The sequence below is a fragment of the Bartonella sp. MR63HLJHH genome, from assembly GCF_042194155.1.
In the GTDB taxonomy this organism is placed as follows: Bacteria; Pseudomonadota; Alphaproteobacteria; order Rhizobiales; family Rhizobiaceae; genus Bartonella; species Bartonella grahamii.
In genome coordinates this window covers 1-22,437 of record NZ_JBHIMN010000004.1, presented here as the reverse complement: position 1 = coordinate 22,437, position 22,437 = coordinate 1, and the positions used below count along the sequence as shown (strand labels likewise).

General features: G+C 36.7%; 16 protein-coding genes, 2 tRNA genes and 1 pseudogene. 5 read left to right on the top strand and 14 right to left on the bottom strand.

The genetic code is table 11. The annotated features are described in order from the left end of the window. The 6 genes from ACFIKQ_RS03555 to ACFIKQ_RS03530 form a co-directional block, all read right to left on the bottom strand. Positions 1-888 (bottom strand): hypothetical protein, encoded by an 888-nt coding sequence (locus tag ACFIKQ_RS03555; RefSeq protein WP_375655946.1) that lies wholly within the window; start codon positions 886-888, stop codon positions 1-3. Next, on the bottom strand, positions 881-1,714 hold the full coding sequence (locus tag ACFIKQ_RS03550) for a hypothetical protein (protein ID WP_375655944.1): 834 nt from the start codon (positions 1,712-1,714) through the stop codon (positions 881-883). Before ACFIKQ_RS03550 ends, ACFIKQ_RS03555 begins: the two co-directional genes overlap by 8 nt. Positions 1,715-2,005: 291 nt before the next feature. Further along, positions 2,006-2,797, bottom strand: coding sequence for a hypothetical protein (locus ACFIKQ_RS03545; protein WP_375647172.1), 792 nt, complete (start codon positions 2,795-2,797; stop codon positions 2,006-2,008). 196 nt (positions 2,798-2,993) lie between these two features. Then, a complete protein-coding gene (locus ACFIKQ_RS03540) occupies positions 2,994-3,308 on the bottom strand; it encodes a hypothetical protein (protein ID WP_375655942.1) in 315 nt (104 codons plus the stop codon). 546 nt (positions 3,309-3,854) lie between these two features. Continuing rightward, a tRNA-His gene (locus ACFIKQ_RS03535) sits at positions 3,855-3,931 on the bottom strand. Positions 3,932-4,069: 138 nt separating this feature from the next. Beyond that, positions 4,070-5,152: a quinone-dependent dihydroorotate dehydrogenase gene (locus ACFIKQ_RS03530; RefSeq protein ID WP_375635820.1), complete on the bottom strand. Its 1,083-nt coding sequence runs from the start codon at positions 5,150-5,152 to the stop codon at positions 4,070-4,072. 1,333 nt (positions 5,153-6,485) lie between these two features. Between ACFIKQ_RS03530 and mscL the strand changes: the two genes are divergently transcribed. After that, entirely contained in the window at positions 6,486-6,893 is a 408-nt protein-coding gene (mscL, locus tag ACFIKQ_RS03525) for a large conductance mechanosensitive channel protein MscL (protein WP_026500234.1), read from the top strand. A gap of 18 nt (positions 6,894-6,911) precedes the next feature. Here the strand turns inward: mscL and ACFIKQ_RS03520 are convergent, their stop codons facing one another. Together ACFIKQ_RS03520 and ACFIKQ_RS03515 are read right to left on the bottom strand one after the other, a co-directional pair. Beyond that, complete coding sequence (locus ACFIKQ_RS03520) at positions 6,912-8,618, bottom strand: ATP-binding protein (RefSeq protein ID WP_375655940.1); 1,707 nt, start codon at positions 8,616-8,618, stop codon at positions 6,912-6,914. A 1,139-nt stretch (positions 8,619-9,757) separates the two neighbouring features. Further along, positions 9,758-12,340, bottom strand: coding sequence for a DNA translocase FtsK (locus ACFIKQ_RS03515; RefSeq protein ID WP_375652815.1), 2,583 nt, complete (start codon positions 12,338-12,340; stop codon positions 9,758-9,760). Between the two features lie 469 nt (positions 12,341-12,809). On the opposite strand from ACFIKQ_RS03515, the gene ACFIKQ_RS03510 reads away from it, so the two are divergent. From ACFIKQ_RS03510 to rpoH, 3 genes are all read left to right on the top strand, one after another. Further along, positions 12,810-14,240 (top strand): aldehyde dehydrogenase family protein, encoded by a 1,431-nt coding sequence (locus tag ACFIKQ_RS03510; RefSeq protein ID WP_375652814.1) that lies wholly within the window; start codon positions 12,810-12,812, stop codon positions 14,238-14,240. 29 nt (positions 14,241-14,269) lie between these two features. After that, positions 14,270-15,274, top strand: coding sequence for an RluA family pseudouridine synthase (locus ACFIKQ_RS03505; RefSeq protein ID WP_375644545.1), 1,005 nt, complete (start codon positions 14,270-14,272; stop codon positions 15,272-15,274). Positions 15,275-15,421: 147 nt separating this feature from the next. Further along, a complete protein-coding gene (gene rpoH, locus ACFIKQ_RS03500; protein WP_375635825.1) occupies positions 15,422-16,306 on the top strand; it encodes an RNA polymerase sigma factor RpoH in 885 nt (294 codons plus the stop codon). Between the two features lie 191 nt (positions 16,307-16,497). Here the strand turns inward: rpoH and ACFIKQ_RS03495 are convergent, their stop codons facing one another. The 3 genes from ACFIKQ_RS03495 to ACFIKQ_RS03485 form a co-directional block, all read right to left on the bottom strand. After that, positions 16,498-17,919, bottom strand: a complete 1,422-nt coding sequence (locus ACFIKQ_RS03495; RefSeq protein WP_375644544.1) for a hypothetical protein — start codon at positions 17,917-17,919, stop codon at positions 16,498-16,500. A gap of 241 nt (positions 17,920-18,160) precedes the next feature. Next, entirely contained in the window at positions 18,161-19,450 is a 1,290-nt protein-coding gene (locus ACFIKQ_RS03490) for an adenylosuccinate synthase (protein ID WP_375635827.1), read from the bottom strand. Between the two features lie 376 nt (positions 19,451-19,826). Continuing rightward, entirely contained in the window at positions 19,827-20,990 is a 1,164-nt protein-coding gene (locus tag ACFIKQ_RS03485; RefSeq protein WP_375635828.1) for a phosphoserine transaminase, read from the bottom strand. Between the two features lie 396 nt (positions 20,991-21,386). Between ACFIKQ_RS03485 and ACFIKQ_RS03480 the strand changes: the two genes are divergently transcribed. After that, positions 21,387-21,462: transfer RNA gene (locus tag ACFIKQ_RS03480), tRNA-Phe, on the top strand. Between the two features lie 143 nt (positions 21,463-21,605). On the opposite strand, the pseudogene ACFIKQ_RS03475 reads toward ACFIKQ_RS03480, so the two are convergent. The 3 genes and pseudogenes from ACFIKQ_RS03475 to ACFIKQ_RS03465 all read right to left on the bottom strand — a co-directional run. After that, positions 21,606-21,698 (bottom strand): annotated as a pseudogene (locus ACFIKQ_RS03475) (type II toxin-antitoxin system YafQ family toxin); the annotation flags it as partial. 216 nt (positions 21,699-21,914) lie between these two features. Beyond that, a complete protein-coding gene (locus ACFIKQ_RS03470) occupies positions 21,915-22,064 on the bottom strand; it encodes a hypothetical protein (RefSeq protein ID WP_375635829.1) in 150 nt (49 codons plus the stop codon). A gap of 181 nt (positions 22,065-22,245) precedes the next feature. Next, positions 22,246-22,437, bottom strand: a 192-nt coding sequence (locus ACFIKQ_RS03465) for a hypothetical protein (RefSeq protein ID WP_375652813.1), incomplete at its 5' end; no start/stop codon positions are given.

The following is a 22,437-nucleotide window of genomic DNA, read 5'->3' as shown; positions in this document are numbered from 1 at the left end:
TTATGCCCCCTCATTTACTAAAGCGTAACTGCTATTTTTCTTCATGGATAATCTGTCTTGCACAAAATCATAAATTTGCCGCATAAGAGCAAACATAAGAATAGTAGCGATTGTATAATGCCCAATTGCAAGAAGTTCTGGCTCAGCGGCCCGCCATGAAAAGCGCGCCCAAGCCGCCAAGCATTGTAAAAGCAGGATAAGAACAAAAAAACGCCATTTCTTGTCAAGGCAAACCACAAGCATTAAAAAAGTTGATAAAAGATTCAGACCTATAATAAACGTATAATATATTACCGTCTCAAGTAAAGAAAGTAAGGCGTCCCTATCAAGACTAAAAGCCCCTTTTAGGATTTTCACAGCTTCTGGTAGAGATGTAAGCAGTGCAAGCCCTATAGCAGCCCCCCAAATCCCCATTCCCACGCCCAGTGCTGCCTCTACACCATTGCCATTATCTTCTGCCACCCAATGAGAGAGCAAAAAAAACTGCATAATCGCCATGCCTATAGGGAATAGACCAACAGCAAAAACAATATTAGGCGTACTATAAGCAGAAAAATCAAAAATCAAACTGCCTATCATACGCATAAAGCCGTATAGAAAAAAAATCAAAAGCACATAACAACCAGCGCTTGCCCCAATAATCGCCTTCGTGCCTTTAAACATTTTAACCAAAGAGAGTAACCAGCGGTACCCCAATATAAGCGAAAGCGCCAAAACATAATAAGGAAAATAACTCGTAGCGCCATAAACATAAAGAAAAACAAGACACAAAACAACGAGCAAGAAAACCAAATGTTCAACCAATGTTTTTTTCTTCATCAAAGGGAAAATAATCAGCACCAGACAAAAAACGGCGCCAATAACAGATAATGTCAATTTGTCAAGCATTATTGCAAGCCTCAAAAATAGAATTTATTAATATTGCATAGCCTGAAGAAATGTCAAACATAAACAAAAGACCAACCGCAAAATGAATTACAAAAGGCAGATAGGAATAGACCTTGCGCTTATCTTGGAAACCAAGATACATAAAACGCGTATTTACAACATGCATCAATACAATCATGCCCGCGGCAATAAGATAGCTGATCGCTTGTGGACAAGATTCAAATGCGACATAGCCCACCATTTGTGGCGCCCTATCAACACGGTAATTCAAGTAAAGAAAAAGAGCTGGGAGGGTCTTATAGCATAAGTCTAGAACACCCCAGCCCAGCCCAAAATAAAGGACCTCACGCGCAGCTAATTCTGACTTATATACGCGAAGCAACCACAAACGCAAAAGCTCCGCAGTTAAAACTGATATCAAAAGGATAAAAAAGGGATAGTTTGCAGCAACCAAACTCGTGTAATGCACCACCTGCTGCTGGCTATTATTAGCAGCAGACAAAGCAGGCAATGGCAACAAAGAGCTCAAATATACAAAACCTGCCCCAATACACAAGGCAGCAACTGCACCACAGAATCCAAGAACTAAATATTTATATAAGTAGTGCTCGTACAGAATTAAAAGCATGCCAAGATAACATACCAAAAGCAAAGATAAGTCTGTAAGCCCACTTTCACTATGTGGATAAGCGAAGATGATAGCGCAGGAAAGGCCAGCTAGCCCCCCCAAAATGACGCGCTCGCCCAACAAGCCATTGTTTTTAAGGAGACGAGGGCTGGAACTTATCCCAAAACTAAGCAGCATTCCAAAAATTAAGTCAGACATATAATTTCCTTAAAGCGCCTTGCCCTCCCAAGCATACCAAGATATTATTGCGGGAGAAAAACTCCCTGCTAAGAGGCTGATAGTGTACCCCTTAGCAAGGCCTTTACCTTGTTAAAAAAGCCAAGTCAAACAACAATTTCACCACTTAGAGCGAGCACAATCCCAACCAGCTTTAGCAATACCCGCGGCTGCGCCACGGGACCCCGCCTACTATTGCTCCAGAAACTGCCCCTCCTGGGTTGGCTGCTCTAGGCTTTAGGATAACCCAAAGAACTATAGCCTCCTGTCTTCTCACTCAGTTTTCTTTTTAAACGGGTTAATCACGCTAAGCTTCACATTCTTTGATTTAATGTAACGCGCGTACACATAAACAACAAACATCAAACAAATCCAATTTCTAACCATTCTATAGTCATCATCTGTATGAACAAACGCTACATAATAAGAAACAAAGAGGCTAAAAAACAGCTCTGCAAGAACATCAAGGACCAACCAATAATATTTCTTTGTAGTAACAAAGAGAACCATCAAAAATGTCAAAAAAACTTGGCCCGTTAGAATAGCAAAACCAAACACCGCATAATCAAACATTTTTTTCACTGCCTCCCTGTTTGCAAAACCTATCTGTTGATAGATTTCTCGAAGGTCTGATAAAAGCAGTGATGACACAAAAAAGACGCCTATGGCAAACCCACAGCCAATGCAAATGCTTAAATCTAGCACTGACATAGATTTTTCCTTCAAAGCTTTAGCAATTAGGACATAGCGAGCCCCCCCTATCATCAACGGAATAATGAAAAGCAGATAAATATAGCTCGAAAGCTGCAGATCAAAAAAATCTAACAGAAGGTCATCACTCACAACAATAAAACCAGCTGCGATGAAAAAAATGGGGCAACTTGCGATAATGGCCAAACTAAAGCATTTTATATTGTTTACTATATTGGGTATAAATTCAATGCAAAAAGAAAGAAAGAACATAATTATAGCAACATGAGAAGATGTTATCGACACATCGTCTATATACTCAAAGATATATATGATGGGAGGAACAACCAATGCCGCCACTATGAATGCAACCATGCTCCCTTTGTATAACATGCTTTTTCCATTAATAGCAATAGTTTTGAAGAATAGATACATGCCAAACCACAGACAAAAATAAGCGAGCACTAAACCAAACGCGCCCATAGCTCCTCCTGTGTAATATTCCAAACATAAAGGCGGCACCTTTTACAGTACCACCATTCTAGGCTTTAGGATAACCCAAAGAACTACATCAAAAGTGCATCAACATCCCACCACCTGAATTAGCAAAAGATTGACCCAAAAACTGTGTGCCACACTGGGCAGCAGCCACACCATAACCAAGATAACCACCTATGGTGCCTCCGAATTCATTGCCTACAATTTGCCCAAAGCTTGCTGAGGTCATGGCAGCATAAGGATTACGCCCAACCCCTGCTCCTAAGGCAAGACCACCCAGAAAGCCAACCTTACCACCATGCTTGCTACCAAACGCAGTACCAGAGTTATATTTGCTACTAAAATTATCGGCACTGCAATAATCGTGCGAACGACTTGAACTTCCCATTTATTTTCTCCAATTTAGTGTATAAATAAATCCCCCAAGGTTACTTATGTCCCCGCGCCAAAATGGCTTACCCATAATTAACCACCGAAACACCCCTGGAGATATGAATGCATTTTCATGCAAGTTCGCATTTATAATATATAGTTGACAAAATCAAGGGAACTGTGTCAAAAATATGGCATATTTTAGTAAATTTATTGCTTACTTATTTTATGTGTTTAAACTTAATGGTTTATATTATGAGCAATAATAATGAAAGTCGAATAAGATTCTCTTAGTTTACAAAATATACTAGAAGTATATAAATATACTGATAGAGATATTTATTGTTGCAATTGCAATCAGAATTATAGATTTAGTTAACCCGTTTATATTTCAAGCGATTATTGATCGTATCATTCCGTTTTGGGCAAAATTTGAGGAAAATCATCCGCGCAAGGTCTCTGCTCCGTGACGGCTCACACGCAAAAAAGCCCGCCAAGCACGGCTTTTAACCGCCTCACAAAACGCCAAAAATAAGAATTAGAAAAGTTGTAACAAGATAAATGGTACGGTTGGTGGGATTTGAACCTACGACCTCTGGTGCCACAAACCAGCGCTCTAACCAACTGAGCTACAACCGCATAAAAAGAAAATGTATCATAACTGTTCACGATTTCGTAAACATTTATTCTTATGCTTATGTGACATAAGGAAAATCAACAAAGTTTGCAAGCCCCTTTAAAAAAATCTCGCAATTTTTTGTGAAGAAAAAAGCGTTTTTACAAAGGAAATTTTGCCCAACGCTCAAGACTGTGATCACGATAGCCTTTTATGTTATCAACACCGTCTTGTTGCATCATCTGCAAAATCTCTTGCAGAATAGTTATAGCAAGATTTGGACCTTCATAAACCATCCCACTATATAATTGAATTAAATCTGCACCAGCTTTTACTTTTTCCAAAGCGGTTTGTGCGTCCTTTACACCGCCAACACCAATAATTGCAATCTCCTTCCCTAATTTTTGACGCATTTTTGCAAGCACAATAGTAGAACGCTCAAAAAGTGGACGTCCAGAAAGCCCCCCCTCTTCATTACTGAGGTGACTATTGCTAAGACCTTGGCGTGAAAGAGTTGTATTGGAAACAATCAGTCCATCAAAATCAGAAAGTTTTATTTCTTCTGCAATATCATCCAATTCTTTCTCTGATAAATCTGGAGCAATTTTTAAAAAAATGGGAATGGAAAATCCATGCTTTTTCTCTTGCTCCTTTCGCGCTTGCGAAACTGCACTCAACAAAAGATGCAAACTGTCACGGGACTGTAAATCACGTAAACCTGGTGTATTAGGAGAAGAAATATTAACCGTAAAATAATCAGCAACATCATAAAAATGAGCAATACCAACAGTATAATCATCAATCTTATCGACCGTATCCTTATTAGCTCCAATGTTAACTCCTACAACACCAGTTTTTTTACACGCGCGCAATCTGTTGTAAACAACTTGATGTCCGTCATTATTAAAGCCCATTCTATTAATAATCGCTTCATCTTCTTTTAAACGAAAAAGCCGTGGTTTAGGATTTCCAATCTGAGGCTTTGGTGTCACTGTCCCAATTTCAGTAAAACCAAATCCTAAACGAAAAATACCATCCACAACCTCTGCATTTTTATCAAACCCCGCTGCGAGACCAATAAAATTTTCAAACTCAAGCCCAGCAACAGTTACACACAAACGTTTATCGATAACCTTTTGACAGCCATTTAATCCACTTTTCAGCCCGAGAATCGCTAAACAGTGTGCTTGCTCTGGATCCAACATAAATAAGGCAGAACGGCCAATACAACGAAACAAACTCATCAATCCTTCTCCACAACATAAAAATAATCCATCGCACCTCACCTATATCTTTTAACACAAAAGATCACCAATCAAAGAGAGCATATTATCCAAATAATATTCCCCTTCTAGAAGAAAATTCATCACATAATAGCCATACATGTTTATATTAATGTATACTGTGTAAAAAACTTTTTATTCTCAAAAAACGTTTCTCTTTTTCGGCATTTTTCAAAGATTAAAACGTGAATCCTAATCTTATAAAATGCAGCATGAATTGAAACATCAATGGCTCTTCACTATAGCCATGGTTTTGTGACATCTCATGCAGACAAGCTCATAATTCTCTTAAAAATGCACGCAAATTATCCCTATTCCCAAAGTTCCTTTGTGTAATATTGTTTCCAATAGAAACAGAGCTTGCTCTATAAAGCTATTTTTTCCTAGCATTTATAGAATACATGGTTCATAAAATTATCTAAATTCATACTATTGTTGCGCTATTTATTAGCAACAGGATATTCAATCATTTGTACTCTATTGATAAATTTTTGAAGAAACTGCATTGTTTGCTTTGCCATTTCTGATGCGCTAAATACAATTTTGCATCTATAAGTGCTCTGTCTAAAATATAGTTTAAGTAATGACAGTTGATCATTGAACTCCCACCTATCATACCAACGATTTCCAAACCAAAATGATCTTGCAAACCCTAGAGCTCTGCTATTTATAAACTAATACAATCTTCCAGTAGATGAAATGTGTTTCTTCCATCAGAATTATCGCCATTTTAGCTCGTGCACCCCAGTAAAAATAGCTTTTAGATAAGCCATAATGCCCTCCTCCTAATTGCTATTATCGCTTACTGAATTAAGAGGAATTAAATTATAAGTTTTCTCCTGCCTCATCTATCTATTTCTTCCATCAGTGCTGAAATATATTTTTTATTTCCAAATTCTCTTTTTATAACAATACGTTATACCAATATATGCACTTCATCTGAGAAGCGTCCTGATAGCTCAACTTTCAACGCTGCTCATTTTGTGGTATTCTGTAAAAATCTTTCTTTTTAATATTATCATAAAAATCTTGAGGCAATTATATAAATTAAGCTACGGTTTTCTACTTTCTGTTGAAAAAAGCAGATATAGTTTTTATCAAAAAAGCTTTTCTCTCAGAAATGTTCTATGTACATTCAAATAGAGCCCTAATGCTCTTTATTAAGCCTTATAAAGTTCTTTGAAAATAATATTAATATTGTAATATAATCCTAAAAATAAAATCTGCCCTTTCCTTTTTCATCAAAAGCGGTAAGTAAATTACCGTATATCGCTTACATAAAGGGGAAAACGCAATGCTGAAAGAATTCAAAGAATTTGCCCTAAAAGGTAATATGATTGATCTTGCTATCGGTGTGATTATAGGGGGCGCTTTTGGTAGCTTGGTCAACTCAATTGTCAATGATATTTTTATGCCAATCATTGGACTGATTACAGGTGGAATTGATTTTTCTAATATGTTTATTCAACTTGCTGGCGAAAAACAAGCAACATTGAGTGCCGCCAAAGCAGCTGGAGCAACCATTAGCTATGGACACTTTATTACTTTACTTATCAATTTTCTCATTATTGCTTGGGTTCTTTTTTTATTCGTTAAAGCTATGAATAAAATCCGTAGAAAAGAAGAAGAAAGCCCCAAAAAAACGTCTTCAGAAGAACAACTTTTAACAGAAATTAGAGATCTTTTGGCTAAGAAAAAATAATTTTATGAAAGATTTACATCATGGAACACGAGGAAAAAACATTTCCACAGTTGTTCCATGATTGGGTTTTGAGAACAATAAAAATTGTCCTCCTCTTTCTTCCACCATTGCTTTACACATTGGGAGGCCTAAGCCTGTTCCTATAAAAGCGCTATCACCAGATCGGCCATCTTTGCGCTCTACTTGACCATAAGGTTTCAGTGCCTGTACAATCTCTTCTTCGTTCATCCCTATACCATTATCACTCACTGAAATTTTTACACGTTCTTTTCTATAAGAAACGTGAACAATGATCTGTCCACCCAAAGGTGTAAAACGAATAGCATTGGAAAGAAGATTCCATATAATCTGGCGAAACACTTGTTGTGATACAGGAATAAATGGAACATGAGGTGGAGCAACAATACGCATGATAATGCCGTTCTGATTGGCTTGAGTTTCAAGAAAAGCTATCGTCGCACGTAAACAAGATATCACATCAAATGTTTCAGAAATAATGGAAGAATCAATCTGGTTATTGGAACCAGAATAATTTATCTTCGAGCACTCTAGTAATTGATTAATCAGCAATAATATATGTTTTCCAGAGGAAATAATATCGCGTAAATATCCACGATAGCGCTCATTTTCTATCGAACCAAAACGGCCTTCTCTCATAATTTCTGCAAAACCAATAAGAGCATTCAAAGGTGTTCGTATTTCATGAACAACCCCAACAATTTTATCCTCTTCTGCTTTTTTTCCTCCTGATGGAACTGTTTGTGTCCTATCCCGCAACATAACAGCATAATTGCCTTGCTGTGCCAAAAATACAATCGTTATCAAAACGGTTATATTTTTATGATTTTTCGTCATTAAATCAGCTGTTTCTCTGCGATTTAAAACCTGATTTTTCCCCTCCACACGGATTGATTTAAAATATTTTTCAACGAAAAATCGGCTTTGCAAAGTAAATAATGAAGAGAGTGGCTGTCCTCGTAGTTCATTTATTTCATAACCCATCAATGCTAAGGCTGCCCTACTTGCTGATTGAATAAAGCCCTCTTCATCCAACCATAAAACACCATCTGTTGCTGTATCCAACAATGATAAAACTGCTGCGGGCTCTTTTACGAGAGCTTGTTCTATAGCATTTACCGGCAATGTTTGTGTATATGGTAACTGAATAGCTGTTTCTTCAACTAATTTTTTTTCTTTTACCGATGAATTCAATTCATCACGTAATTTCTCTGCAATTTCATGAAAAGCTGAACGTTCTATCTCCGTAAGACATGGCATTTCTGTTTCCAGCTTTTCATCTCTTTTTTCTTGGACTTTTTTTCGTATTTTTAAAATACCAAAGCCACGAAACCCCTTAAGCTGCTTTTTAACATCAAAAATTGGCAAAGCCGACAACTCAACATCAAGCCATTGTAAGCAACCATCAACAGGCCATTGAACAATCTCTTTACTCCAAGGCATAGCAGCTTCAATAAAATGACTGAGAACCAGATATCGATCATCATTAAATTGATGAGCAAGCTCACGAAAGCTACATCCTAAAATAGAGGAAGAGAGAGGACCAACAACTTCAGCTAGCTCTTTTGAGACTTCACAAAATAAACCATTATGATCGATTTCCCACGTAAAAGGCCGAGGCAAAAGCTCTGGTGTAAAACGAAAAGCTTCTTGCTGACATTTTAATTCATTTGTATTTAACTTCAATTCATCTGCTTTTAATGGCATAACTAAAAATAAAAAGTGTTGGATTTACTCTCAAATGAATAATGCTAATTTGTTTACAATTACCTGTTCTGGTTAAAATAACTTGATATCTCATATCAATTGTCTGTAGCAAAATTTTGACTGTTTCATCAACAAAACAAGAATAAAAAGAATCCTCCAACTCCTGTTGCTTATTCACCCATTATTGTAACAAATCTTGTTACAATAATGGTAACATCTCCCTCGCATAAATAGTACTCAAAAAGAATACACTTATTTTGCGCATTCATGTGCCTGTTTTAAAAAGATATCTCCCAAGCTCCCCAAGCTTATTTTACGACGGCATCCGTAAATGGTATAATGTAAAGTCCCCCATAACAGATAGCAAGGCATTGTACATTACATTTTTATGCTTATAAAATAGCTGGTTAAAACCATCATTATACTAATTTTAACCCCTAATGTTGTTACCAATAGTTCTTGGCATTTGAAGGCGTTCATAAGCGGCATTTTTATTTCTTTTTTTACTTTTTTACCCCTACATTATTATGATACGCAAGAAAATCGTTTTATTTGTTTCAACAGAAACAGATTTGAAATGAAAAAAATTTACGATATTTGAAATTTTTATTCAATATTTACAATGATAAATTATCATTATAAATCAATAAATTGCATTATAAAAATAGAAATAAAAATTTCTTTTTCACATAAAGTTTCTCGTAAGAACACCTTTCTTGTGCCAATAATATCAAATGATGACAAATTTAGTATAGTGCTTTAAAGCACCCAATGCAACAGAACTTGCATATTGGATACTCTTCTTATGATGCTCTCCATAATTCCCAAAAGACCTTTCTTTCATCAGAACCGCTATAGAAGAGAAAACAAAAATTATCTGTTCTCATATAAAGATTTGTTTAATTTCTTTACATTCCAGATCATCTAGAAATGTTAAAAATATCTCCCCTTTTGGTATCAGCAGTCAAAAGATCGCTTTTGCTTTATTACTCTCCACTCAATTTTTTAATATTATTATAAAAATAAATACATGGTCACATCTGCTTTGAAAAAATAAAACAAGCATTCGCTATTTAAATAATAACTGTCAAACATTTTAAAAATCGCATATTTTAAATCGCACATTTTAATGTGCTTTTTTATTTCCCTGCATTGAGTAAAATTTCACGTTTTCCCACATGATTAGCGGCTCCAACAATGCCTTTTTCTTCCATCCGTTCAACAAGAGAAGCTGCTTTATTATAGCCGATTGAAAGTCGGCGCTGAATATAAGATGTTGAACATTTTTTATCACGCATAACAATCTTTACAGCTTGATTATAAAGCTCCTCTCCCTCTTCATCAAAATTTTCTTCCTCAGAAACTTCAACCGTTGAATCGGCAGAAGCATCCTCTTTGTTATCGTCTTCATTATCCGTGACGGTGGCTAAATAATCAGGTTTTCCTTGCAGTTTAAGATGTGCAACAATGGATTCAACTTCTTCATCAGAGACAAAAGGTCCATGAACGCGTACAATACGCCCCCCACCTGCCATATGAAGCATATCTCCTTGACCTAAAAGCGTTTCAGCACCTTGTTCACCTAGGATCGTACGACTGTCAATTTTTGATGTCACTTGAAAAGAAATGCGGGTAGGAAAGTTCGCTTTAATTGTCCCTGTGATAACATCAACAGAAGGGCGCTGCGTTGCCATAATAAGATGAATACCAGCCGCACGCGCCATTTGTGCTAAGCGCTGAATGGCATTCTCTATTTCTTTCCCTGCCACCATCATGAGATCAGCCATCTCATCAACAATCACAACAATATAAGGAAGCTGCGTAAGATCCATGGCTTCTTCATGATAAAGCATTTCCCCTGTTTCCTTATCAAAACCCGACTGTACAGTACACATGATCGTTTCACCTTTTTGAGCCGCAAGTGCAACGCGTGCATTAAAACCATCGATATTACGTACACCTAACTTAGCCATTTTGCGATAACGCTCTTCCATTTCACGAACCGCCCATTTTAAAGCTGTTACCGCTTTTTTAGGATCTGTTACAACAGGTGTTAAAAGATGTGGAATGCCATCATAAACAGAGAGCTCTAGCATTTTAGGATCAACCATGATCAAACGACACTGTTTTGGTGTCATACGATAAAGAATCGACAAAATCATTGTATTAATTGCTACAGACTTGCCTGATCCTGTTGTTCCTGCAACCAATAAATGAGGCATTTTTGCTAATTCTACAATGACCGGCTCACCACTAATCCCTTTCCCCAAAGCAAGAGCAAGTTTAAATTCACTTTCACGAAAAGAACGTGTTTGAATTAATTCCCGTAGATAAACGGTTTCACGAACCGCATTGGGTAACTCAATCCCTATAACATTCCGTCCAGGAATAACAGCAACGCGTGTAGAAATAGCAGACATAGAACGCGCAATATCATCAGAAAGATTAATAACGCGCGATGACTTTACACCCGCAGCAGGCTCAAATTCATACATTGTAACCACTGGCCCTGGATGTACATGGATAACTTCACCCTTAATGCCAAAATCTTCCAAAACACTTTCCAAAAACCCAGCACCGCGTTCCAATGTTTCCTGAGGAATCATCGTACCTTCATGAAAAACAGGTTCCTGTAATAAATTGATCGGAGGAAACTCATAAGCATCACTGTAAATAGATTGAATATTTTGCATAAAAGCAGAATCATAATTGCTTAATGGCACGCGGGCAGATTGCAATATTTTCGTTTTACCGTTTGCTTGCATCACAGACAAATCTTTTAAATTTGGTGTGACATTCTTTGTTATGCAATCGACAATATTATTGGTTTTTTTCGTCTCTATACTAGATTCAGCGTCGCTTAGTGCCTCAATATCGTTTAACGCCCTTGCATTACTTAACGTATGAGCGGAATCTTCAACAGAAAGCTTAGAATGACATTCTTTAGTAATATCATTATTTGTATGCATTAAATCAGAAATTTGCTCAACGCCTCGCATCCTTTCCGCTGGAGATTCCGATGTAATGGAATCATAGAGTTGCGGAAAGCGGTATTCGAGAACACGGTAAAGAGCAGTTATTGACTCATCAAAGACAGAAGGAATATCGGATGTAATTTTATTTGTCGTGTCAATCGATGTTTGATCCTCTTTTGAAGTTTGAGTATCCATATGTTCAAATATCAAAGATACGCATTCAAAAAATGCATCATCGGAAAGATGCCAAGCAGGATTCATTTTTTGTAGCACATTTTCTACTTGTAATTTATGCTCTTGTTTACCCTCCTCAAGAGGGATATTTTCTGATGGTATACGAGTAACTTGTCGTGACAACTGCTTCAAAACTGTTGAATGACAAACCGACGTTTTATTTTCTATTGATTGAGGATTAATGACTTTTTTTGTCGATGAAACGCTTGTTGTTTTCTTGTTACAACGTACAATATCTGTATCTGTATCTGTAATTTTTTTTTGATCTTGCTTCGTAAAAATTTTAAACTGCTTTGCAAAAACTGGATCTGTTTCTATACGACGACGCAAAATCTCAACTTCTGGGGTTCGCGTGAAACGGACATTTTTTCCGAGGGTAAATGCCTTTTTCCATACTTCCGGATAAGGAAATATCTCAGTAATCTTAACAGATAAATCTTCTCTTGATGCACCTTTCGTACCATCATCAGAAAAAGAAGACGTAGAAATAGATTTTGTTTTCGAATTATGCATGGCACCCAACAAATTTATAGCAATGAGAAAAATAACCTTTTCAAAAAGAATTCGTAGAAACTATCATACGAAGGTTAATAACCTTTTGCTGATGGTTACTTTTTAATGAAAAAAATAATGCCATAATGCATATTCATAATCTCCCTTCTGCGTATTTACGATATAAATTGCCTAGTTTATGGTGTCATAGAGCTCGTATTTCATTTGTTTTAAAGAAAACTTCATGATAAAAAAGCTTCAAGAAAATTGTCTATAGCTCTCTTTCTCTCCCATTTCATAAAAGCAATTAGTCCCAATAATACAAATGGGTATATAAGCATTGCTCTGTTGAATTCTCCATGCTCAATTATCATGATACAATCTAATTTCTCGCGTTTTTATAAGATTACCCTTGTTATCCTCGTTTAAAACGGCTTAGACTAAGATAATCATAATTAAATAAACACAAATAAAAAAAAGGGAGTGAATTATGTTTAATAAACGGAAATTTTATATCAATGGTCTATGGGATGACCCAAGCACTCCTCACGATTTTGACGTCATTAATCCATCAACAGAAGAGGCTTGTGCTGTCATTAGCCTTGGAAGTACAGAAGATGCCGATAAAGCAATTAACGCGGCTAAAGAAGCGTTTCAAAAATGGAAAACAACGTCACCAAGTGAGCGTCTTGGGTTCGTTGAAAAAATTCTAAATATCTATGAAAAACGTTCTAAAGACATGGCAAAAACCATTTCAATGGAAATGGGAGCACCGATTGATATGGCACTTAATGCGCAAACCGCAACTGGCAGTTCCCACATTCGCAATTTTATCGAAGCTTATAAAGAGTTCTCGTTCCAAGAAACTTTAATAAAGGGAAATGAGCAAGCAATTCTTCACTACGACCCTATCGGCGTCGTAGGATTAATTACGCCATGGAATTGGCCCATGAATCAAGTAACTCTTAAAGTTATCCCTGCTCTCTTGGCTGGCTGTACCATGGTATTAAAGCCCTCTGAAATTGCGCCTCTTTCTGCTATGCTTTTTGCTGAATTTTTAGATGAAGCCGCGCTCCCTGCCGGTGTTTTTAATTTAATCAATGGTGATGGTGAAACTGTCGGCTCTTACCTCTCAGCACATCCAGATCTAGAAATGATTAGCTTTACTGGTTCAACTAGAGCAGGAAAAGATATTTCTAAAAATGCTAGCGCTACTTTAAAAAGAGTCTGTCTAGAACTTGGGGGAAAAGGAGCGAATATTATCTTTTCTGATGCCGACTCAGATGCTATTCAACGTGGTGTGCGACATTGCTTTTATAATAGTGGACAAAGCTGTAATGCACCGACTCGTATGCTTGTGGAACAAAGCATCTATGACAAAGCCATAAAAATAGCTAAAGATATTGCAGAAACAACAAAAGTAGGACCAAATTGCCAAGAAGGAAATCATATTGGTCCCGTCGTTTCAAAAAAACAATATGATAAAATTCAAGATCTTATCCAATCGGGAATTGATGATGGTGCAACTCTTGTTGCAGGCGGAACTGGTTTACCAAGAGGAATTGAACGCGGTTATTATGTCCGTCCAACAGTCTTTGCTGATGTAAAACCTCATATGCGTATTTTCAAAGAAGAAATCTTTGGTCCAGTTCTCTCGATTCTTGCTTTTAATACAGAAGAAGAAGCTGTCGCTTTAACGAATGACACTGAGTATGGTCTTACAAACTATATTCAATCACAAGATCGCAACAAATGTCGTCGTATTGCGGCACAAGTACGCTCTGGTATGGTAGAAGTTAACGGACATGGATTACCCAGTGGAAGCTATTTTGGAGGTGTAAAATTTTCTGGACGCGCCCGTGAAGGGGGACATTGGGGAATTAAAGAATTCCTCGATAGTAAAGCAATTTCGTACTGGTAAAATCTTATTAAAAACTTAATAGGAATCGTATGGTAATACAAAAAATAACGGATGAAGGTGCTCTTGGGCAACGTCTTGATCAGTGGCTAGCAAAACAATATCATAATGTGTTCTCACGTTCACGTTTGCAAACCCTCATCCGTGAAGGCTATCTTAAAATTGATGGTCAATTCATAAAAGAACCAAAAACAAAATTAAGACCTAAGCAAATAATTGAATTGGCAATGCCTGACCTTCGTGATGCAGAACCTAGTGCTGAAGCTATTGCATTGGACATCCTTTTTGAAGATGATCATATCATTGTTATTAACAAACCAGCAGGTCTTGTTGTTCATCCTGGCAATGGAAATTGGACCGGTACGTTGGTTAATGCCCTTATCTATCACTGCGGTAATAGTTTATCTGGTATAGGTGGTGTTAAACGCCCCGGCATTGTCCATCGTCTCGATAAAAATACAAGTGGTGTTATGGTTGTTGCAAAAAATGATCTGGCTCATAAAAGTCTCAGTGCTCAATTTTCTGATCATGGACGTACCTGTGCATTAGACCGACGCTATCATGCCTTGATTTGGGGGACACCTCACCGCAATGTTTGGACAATTGATGCATCACTTGGCCGTTCGCCCCACAACCGAACAAAGCAAGCTGTTATCCATAAGCAAAACCCTTATGCTCGTCATGCTGTTACACATTTTTCTTTGCTAGAAAAATATGGCTCTCATGCAGACTCAACATCTTTTGCTAGCCTTCTGGAATGTCGCTTGGAAACTGGACGCACCCATCAAATCCGTGTTCATATGGCTCATATTGGGCATCCACTCATAGGCGATACAGTTTATGGAAACGCTTTTAAAACAAAATCAAACGCATTCAACCCCACTATTAGAAATGCAATCGATCAATTCAACAGACAGGCACTTCATGCCGCAAGTCTCACTTTTGAACACCCTTCTACCGGTAAAGTTATGTCGTTTTCCGCACCACTACCTCAAGATATGGCTAAACTTATTAAGCATTTTAAAAAAATGAATTGAAACTTTTCTCCTTCTCAAGATTTCACAATAAAATATCTTTTTTTGAACAAAATTGAAAAATATGCTAAAGTGAATGTGCACAGGTATTACTATCTGAAACATAGAATTTGCCTTATCAGGGAATTCAGACAAAAGGAGGGTGCTATTATGGCCCATATGAATTTGTTATCAGTAACCACAAGCGATGGCGGATTAAACCGTTATTTGGAAGAAGTACGTCGTTTTCCAATGCTTGATCCAAAAGAAGAATATATGTTAGCTCAACGTTACCGTGAGCATAATGATTTAAAAGCAGCGCATAGGCTAGTAACCAGTCATTTGCGTCTTGTAGCTAAAATCGCGATGGGATATCGCGGCTATGGACTCCCCATTGGGGAAGTCATTTCAGAAGGCAATGTTGGACTCATGCAAGCTGTTAAGCGTTTTGAGCCAGAACGTGGTTTTCGTCTTGCAACCTATGCAATATGGTGGATTAAAGCATCAATCCAAGAATATGTATTGCGGTCTTGGAGTTTGGTGAAGATGGGGACAACAGCTAATCAAAAGCGCTTGTTTTTTAACCTTCGTAAATTAAAAAGTAAACTTCAAGCACTTGATAACGGTGATCTCAATGCAGAACAAGTAAAAGAAATTGCAACTCAGTTGAATGTCTCAGAAGATGAAGTTATATCAATGAACCGCCGACTTGGTGGTGACACTTCACTCAACGCACCCCTTCGTACAAAAGAAGGGGAAAACAGCGAGTTGCAAGATTGGTTGGTGGATGAATCTAACGATCAAGAACAAGTTTTAATTGAAAAAAGTGAATTGGAGAATCGTCGTTCCATGCTTATAAATGCCATGGACAATCTCAATGAACGTGAAAAACGTATATTCAAAGCACGTCGTTTAAACGATATACCATTAACTCTAGAAGAACTCTCTGGTGAATTTAACATTAGTCGAGAACGAGTAAGGCAAATTGAAATGCGTGCATTTGAAAAAGTGCAAAATTCTATCAGAGATTCCGCTTTATCTCAAAGTCAAATATAAGACTCTAGAATTAGGTATGAAGCCAATTGTTTGCGCATTTTTAAAGTAGAAATGAGAAAAGCGTATGTTGGCTTTGTACTTGTAAATTAGTCTGTAGAATCCTTTGAGTTATAGTATACAATTTTATTGAGCGTGTTTGATATAACTAATAAAAATCAATATCGAGAAATAACCTTTTATTTTATTTGCATCTATGTTTTATTTTTCTGATCAAGAACTGTTAACTTATCTTGTTGTGCAAGCCATTGTCCAATAACTTTATTGAAAATAGACTCACCTGTTGGCCCTTTTGCAAAAGTTAATTCATTTATACGTCCGTTTTTATCCGTTAACACTAAACGCACCCAATCTAATTCTCGCATCAATTGCAAATTTCGATCAAGAAATGGATGATTACCACTCAATGCAACAAGAAAAAAATCATCGTTAATTTTTGTAGAAATAGTTCTTACTAAAGGCTGCCCAATAGATTGTTCACTTGCTTTAAAGGTTAATGCTTGAACACTGCTTATAGCTTTACCTGAGAATTTATCAGAAAGAATAAAAATAAGATCCATAATATATGCAGCAGGAAATGACCGATCGGTATTGCGACGTAAAATTAACCGTAATGATAGCCCTTCATCAGGAATTGTTATATCACCTTGTATGGCTGTTTCTTCTGGAGCCCCCTTCACATAAGACTCCTTTATAAGCGTCCAGCGAACACTTCCGGTTGCTATCTTTTCTGCATCATAATTTGTACGTGCTTGATAAAAAACAGCTTCACCTAATTTATCAAGCGATTGCAAATTGCTGGAAACAACGGTTGAAACTCCTTCTTCATCCGAAGAATCTGTCGCTTGTTTTAAACCGACATCAATTTCACTCCCATCCTCTAATAAACGTTGTGTTAACTTTCTCTTAACCGAAAGTGCCTTTGGTACTTCGTGAGAAACTTGAAGATTTTCTCCTAACACTTGATGATCATTTGATACAAATACACGCCCACCAATAAAAAAAATACCAATAGTAAAAACAGCAAAACTAACAATAGAAACAGCACTTATCACAATACGCCTTTGCACCAATGATTTATTAGCACGACGTAAAGCCTGAGAAAAAATATGCGAAACAATATGAGGATTATCTTCTTGCGACGAAGAAATCTTTAACTCACAGCTATTAACATGCTGAGAAGGTACATCAGCCTCCATATTAACAGGCTCTGCATCTGGTATATCTGATACCCAAGGCTCATCAAATAACTTGCTATCCTTTGGATGTGTAACAAAATCCTGCTTTCTTTTTATGTCTACCACTGAAAATTCATTATTCTTTTGTAATATAGTTTTTTTTGTATATTTCTTATCTTCATTTATATTTGTGGAATCCCACCCAATAACTGAAGAAAGCAACTTCTTTTCAACTGCTAAATATTCTTCTTCAACAGTTGCAATAGCACTCTGAAGAATCTTTCTTTGTTCATCTGCTATTGCTTGTGGTATTTTTGCTGTTACAAATTGATATTCTAGTGTTTCGATAGCCCGTTTATAAATCCGCTTACGCACTTGTGGTGTAACATTATTTTGTGCATTAATTGCCTTTTTTAAGATTCCAACGAAATCTACCATTTCCTCTATAATCTCTCTTAAACTAAGCAAAGAAACCCTAGCACTCAGGCTAAAACGGCTTTATTTTAGGCTCATAAGTTTATTGTCATTTATATTGGTACAACTATTGTCATAGTGTAAAATGAATATGAAAAATAAACAATGTCATTTTACACCTTTCTTTCACGCACTCTTAAAAACTCTTTTTGTTAAAAGATATAGAAGTGAACAAAAGATCTATATGGAAACCTAAAAATAATAATCAATTTGCAAAAGGATCTGTAATAAGAATAGTATCTTCACGTTCTGGACTCGTAGATAATAAAGCCACTTTTGTGTTAATCAGTTCTTCAATATAGCGTATATATTTAACAGCTTGCATTGGTAAATCTTCCCACCTCAATGCATGGGCTGTTTTTTCCTTCCAACCTTCTAATGTTTCATAAATAGGCTTCACACGGGCTTGGGCTCCCATGGAAGAAGGTAAATAATCAATCCTTCTACCATCAAGCTCGTAACCAATACAAACTTTTATTTCATCCAAACCATCCAAAACATCAAGTTTTGTCAATGCTATACCTTGAACACCGCAAACTACTACCATCTGACGGACTAAGACAGCATCAAACCAACCACATCGACGCTTTCGACCCGTTACAACACCAAATTCATGCCCACGCACTCCCAGAAATTCACCAATATCATTTATCTGCTCTGTAGGAAAAGGTCCTTCTCCAACACGTGTGGTATACGCTTTTGTAATACCCAAAACATAATGAATTGCACTAGGTCCCATCCCTGAACCTGTACATGCCTGCCCAGCAACCGTATTCGATGATGTTACGTACGGATAAGTCCCAAAATCATTATCGAGTAAAGCACCTTGCGCACCTTCAAAAAGAATGTGTTTCCCTCCTCGATAACCTTCATCTAAAAGACGCCACGTACAATCCATAAAGGGCAAAACTTTATCCGCAACTTGCATCAATTCATCATAAAGCGCTTGAGAATCAATCTCTACAACACCCATCCCACGACGCAAAGCATTATGATGCCTCAAAAGCCGCTCAATCTTAGCCATAAGTGTATCTTTTTCTGCTAAATCCATCACTCGGATAGCACGACGTCCCACCTTATCTTCATAAGCCGGTCCAATACCACGCTTTGTTGTACCAATCTTTAAACCAGATAAACCGCTTTCTCGAATTGCATCAAGATCACGATGCAAAGAAAGAATCAAAGGAGCATTTTCAGCAATACGTAAAATTTCCGGTGTGATTTTCACGCCCTGATCACGTAGCTTTTTTAACTCTGCTACAAAATGATGGGGATCAACTACAACACCATTCCCAATAATTGATAACTTCCCACGAACTAGACCCGATGGTAAAAGTGATAATTTATAACTAACTCCATCAATAACCAATGTGTGGCCAGCATTATGCCCCCCCTGATATCTCACCACGATATCTGCTCGCTCAGACAACCAATCTACAATTTTACCTTTGCCTTCATCACCCCATTGTGTACCGACAACAACTACATTGGCCATAACTTTCTCCGTCGTGTTTAGTCAAAAAAACCAGCATTCAAAAACAAACACTTCTTTATAACGAAACCTTAGAGCAAGTGCGACTCCTCATTTCAGATTTTTCTCAATCTTCAAGTTATTAAATTTTCAAATTTTAACGATAAGCAAATATCAAAATATTTTAAATCTGTCATTTTTGCTACAAAAAGTAAAAAAATAGAGATTTTAATTTGTGCGTATCCAACACCTGACAGAGCATTTATTCCTCCTCTTAATCTTTTACAATTCATGTAATATTTAGAGGCTGTTTGTCTGATACAAGAATACGAAAGATCATCATAATCTCTCGTATCCTTTTTCTGTTTAAAAACACCCTGTGAAAATCACCAGTAATTATTTAAAGCTGTGCTTTTTCAAATTGGAACGCCCACTCAAGCCATTGTGTTAAAATTTCAAGATCGGAAGCCTCAATTGTTATACCCGCCCAAATTCGAAGCCCCGGAGGAGCATCGCGATACGAACCAATATCATAAGCAACTCCTTCTTCATCAAGACGTTTCACAACCGCTTTTATGAAAGATACTCGCTTTTCCGTATCCAAAGCAGTAATCACTGGATCCACAATATCTAAACAAATAGCGGTGTTAGAACGCACTTCAGGATCTTTTGCCAAATATTCTAGCCATGGTGTTTTGCGAACAAAAGCATCAAGTACAGAAAAGTTTTTCTCCACCCGTGCTCTTAATGCCGCTGCACCTCCTAGAGATTTTGCCCACTTCAACCCATCAAGAAAATCCTCAACACAAAGCATAGAAGGTGTATTGATTATCTTTCCTTTAAAAATATCTTCGTTCAATTTTCCATTTTTTGTCATATAGAAAAGTTGAGGCATAGGCCAAGCTGGAACATAATTCTCAAGCCTCTCAACAGCACGAGGACTTAAAATCACCATACCATGCGCAGCCTCACCTCCCAAAACTTTCTGCCATGAAAAAGTAACAACATCTAATTTTGAAAAATCAAGATATTGCGCAAAAGCTGCAGATGTTGCATCACAAATGGTCAATCCAGCCCGCTTATGGGGAATGAAATCTGCATTAGGAATACGCACACCAGAAGTCGTCCCATTCCATGTAAAAACAACATCACGATCAAAGTCAAGTTGTGTTAAATCTGGTATTTCACCATAAGGAGCTTCAAAACGACGCACATCAGAAAGCTTTAATTGCTCGACAACATCTTTATTCCACCCAAATCCAAAACTTTCCCACGCCGCCATATCAATGCCACGCTCACCTAATAGAGACCATAGAGCAGCCTCAACAGCACCGGTATCTGAACCTGGCATAATTCCTATACGATGATCAGAAGGAACCTCAAGAATCTCACGGGTTAAATTAATAACTTCAGCAAGTTTTAATTCTGCTTCTCTAGATCTATGTGAACGCCCAACTAATGCATTTTTAAGAACATCAAGAGTCCAACCAGGCCGTTTGCTACAAGGACCTGAAGAAAAATTAGTATTATTGGGACGACTGCTTGGTTTTTGTAACATTATCATTATTTCTCCCCTTTTAGATGTGTTTTTCTTTATAAAGAAAAACAAATTATTATAAAGACTAATCAATAATCTTTTTAGAAAAAAGTCAAAAATATTTTCTATTATTTCGTATGCTTAAAATTCACTGAAACTTTATTAAAAAAACTTTCTTAATCATGCTTCTCGATTGATTCTTTTAATTTTTTGTATCATCACCACGATAAGACATTATTCTACTAACAATACACTAACACGTCCAATATGCCTATCAAATTTATTTTATGATAAAGATTCATTGATAACTCTCTAGAATAGGGAGATAAACTTATTAAAAAATCAATTATTTTTCTTTTGATGACTGGACAGAGAAAATTTTAATGTTATAACCGCAAGCGCTTTATATTTTTTATGAAGCATGCCCAGATAGCTCAGTTGGTAGAGCAGCGGACTGAAAATCCGCGTGTCCGTGGTTCGAATCCGCGTCTGGGCACCACTTTTTATTTTTCCTTATTTAGTATCTTGTTTTATTATATTTTTAAAACATGATGGATTCGTAAATAAAGGTTAGGGAATAGGATTTTGTGACATGCTTCTCAATTATTGCGAATCAGTTTTTTAAAGGGCATAATCAACTTCTTAATTAAGTAAATCTGAATGCGTACCTGTCCTATCAAAATGGATACGCTTTTCATCAACTATATAAATTAATAACCAATCGGGTTCTATATGAAGATCTCGACGAGGCTTCTAGTTTCCTTGTAATGTATGATCATTTAAAATAGATAGCAATTGCTTCTTATGAATTAGAAGTTGCATCACTCCTGTGAACTTTCGCATATCTTTTCCACGCTTTTTTGCTCATTTTACATCCTTTTTAAACTTTCCTGAATAACTCACTGAACGCATAATCAGATATCCAGTTGCTTAATCAAATCAGCAATATTTTCAGCATAAAAAAACATCTTCATTGCTATCGCTTTTATGAAAAATTTCAAGCGTTTCTTTATTGAGTATCTTATTATTTTCAACGTACACACAAATAAGATCACGTAAAATTTGAGATGCTGGACGGTGTTTTATTTCAGCTATAGCCATAAATGCGCTTTTTAGATTCATATCTACTTTAGCTGCTATAAGTCACTTTTTTCACTCATAATATTTCCTCTTTAAGAATTTTAATGATTAACATTATTTAGCTTAGTTAAAACATTTAACTTAGTTAAACATAGTGTTACTTATCATTAATATTAATTTCTTTTCTTAAAGAAAAAGTTTTTCAACTTTTTGTTAGCCACTTTTTGAGGTGTGAGAAGATACTTTCTAGAGTATCCATAAAGCGGGCAAAATCGATAATAAACACAAAGACAATGAAGGCAATCAATTTCATGATGCGTGACATCATCTTTAAGCCTTGATAGGTCTCTATCATCTCATGAAGGAGCTGTTGTTCTTTTTCTGTAAGACCTTT

Bases quoted from the DNA above. Each gene is read 5' to 3' on its own strand.
- ACFIKQ_RS03555 (WP_375655946.1), bottom strand. From the start codon at position 888: ATGCTTGACAAATTGACATTATCTGTTATTGGCGCCGTTTTTTGTCTG.
- ACFIKQ_RS03550 (WP_375655944.1), bottom strand. From the start codon at position 1,714: ATGTCTGACTTAATTTTTGGAATGCTGCTTAGTTTTGGGATAAGTTCC.
- ACFIKQ_RS03545 (WP_375647172.1), bottom strand. From the start codon at position 2,797: ATGGTTGCATTCATAGTGGCGGCATTGGTTGTTCCTCCCATCATATAT.
- ACFIKQ_RS03540 (WP_375655942.1), bottom strand. From the start codon at position 3,308: ATGGGAAGTTCAAGTCGTTCGCACGATTATTGCAGTGCCGATAATTTT.
- ACFIKQ_RS03530 (WP_375635820.1), bottom strand. From the start codon at position 5,152: ATGAGTTTGTTTCGTTGTATTGGCCGTTCTGCCTTATTTATGTTGGAT.
- mscL (WP_026500234.1), top strand. From the start codon at position 6,486: ATGCTGAAAGAATTCAAAGAATTTGCCCTAAAAGGTAATATGATTGAT.
- ACFIKQ_RS03520 (WP_375655940.1), bottom strand. From the start codon at position 8,618: ATGCCATTAAAAGCAGATGAATTGAAGTTAAATACAAATGAATTAAAA.
- ACFIKQ_RS03515 (WP_375652815.1), bottom strand. From the start codon at position 12,340: ATGCATAATTCGAAAACAAAATCTATTTCTACGTCTTCTTTTTCTGAT.
- ACFIKQ_RS03510 (WP_375652814.1), top strand. From the start codon at position 12,810: ATGTTTAATAAACGGAAATTTTATATCAATGGTCTATGGGATGACCCA.
- ACFIKQ_RS03505 (WP_375644545.1), top strand. From the start codon at position 14,270: ATGGTAATACAAAAAATAACGGATGAAGGTGCTCTTGGGCAACGTCTT.
- rpoH (WP_375635825.1), top strand. From the start codon at position 15,422: ATGGCCCATATGAATTTGTTATCAGTAACCACAAGCGATGGCGGATTA.
- ACFIKQ_RS03495 (WP_375644544.1), bottom strand. From the start codon at position 17,919: ATGGTAGATTTCGTTGGAATCTTAAAAAAGGCAATTAATGCACAAAAT.
- ACFIKQ_RS03490 (WP_375635827.1), bottom strand. From the start codon at position 19,450: ATGGCCAATGTAGTTGTTGTCGGTACACAATGGGGTGATGAAGGCAAA.
- ACFIKQ_RS03485 (WP_375635828.1), bottom strand. From the start codon at position 20,990: ATGATAATGTTACAAAAACCAAGCAGTCGTCCCAATAATACTAATTTT.
- ACFIKQ_RS03470 (WP_375635829.1), bottom strand. From the start codon at position 22,064: ATGGCTATAGCTGAAATAAAACACCGTCCAGCATCTCAAATTTTACGT.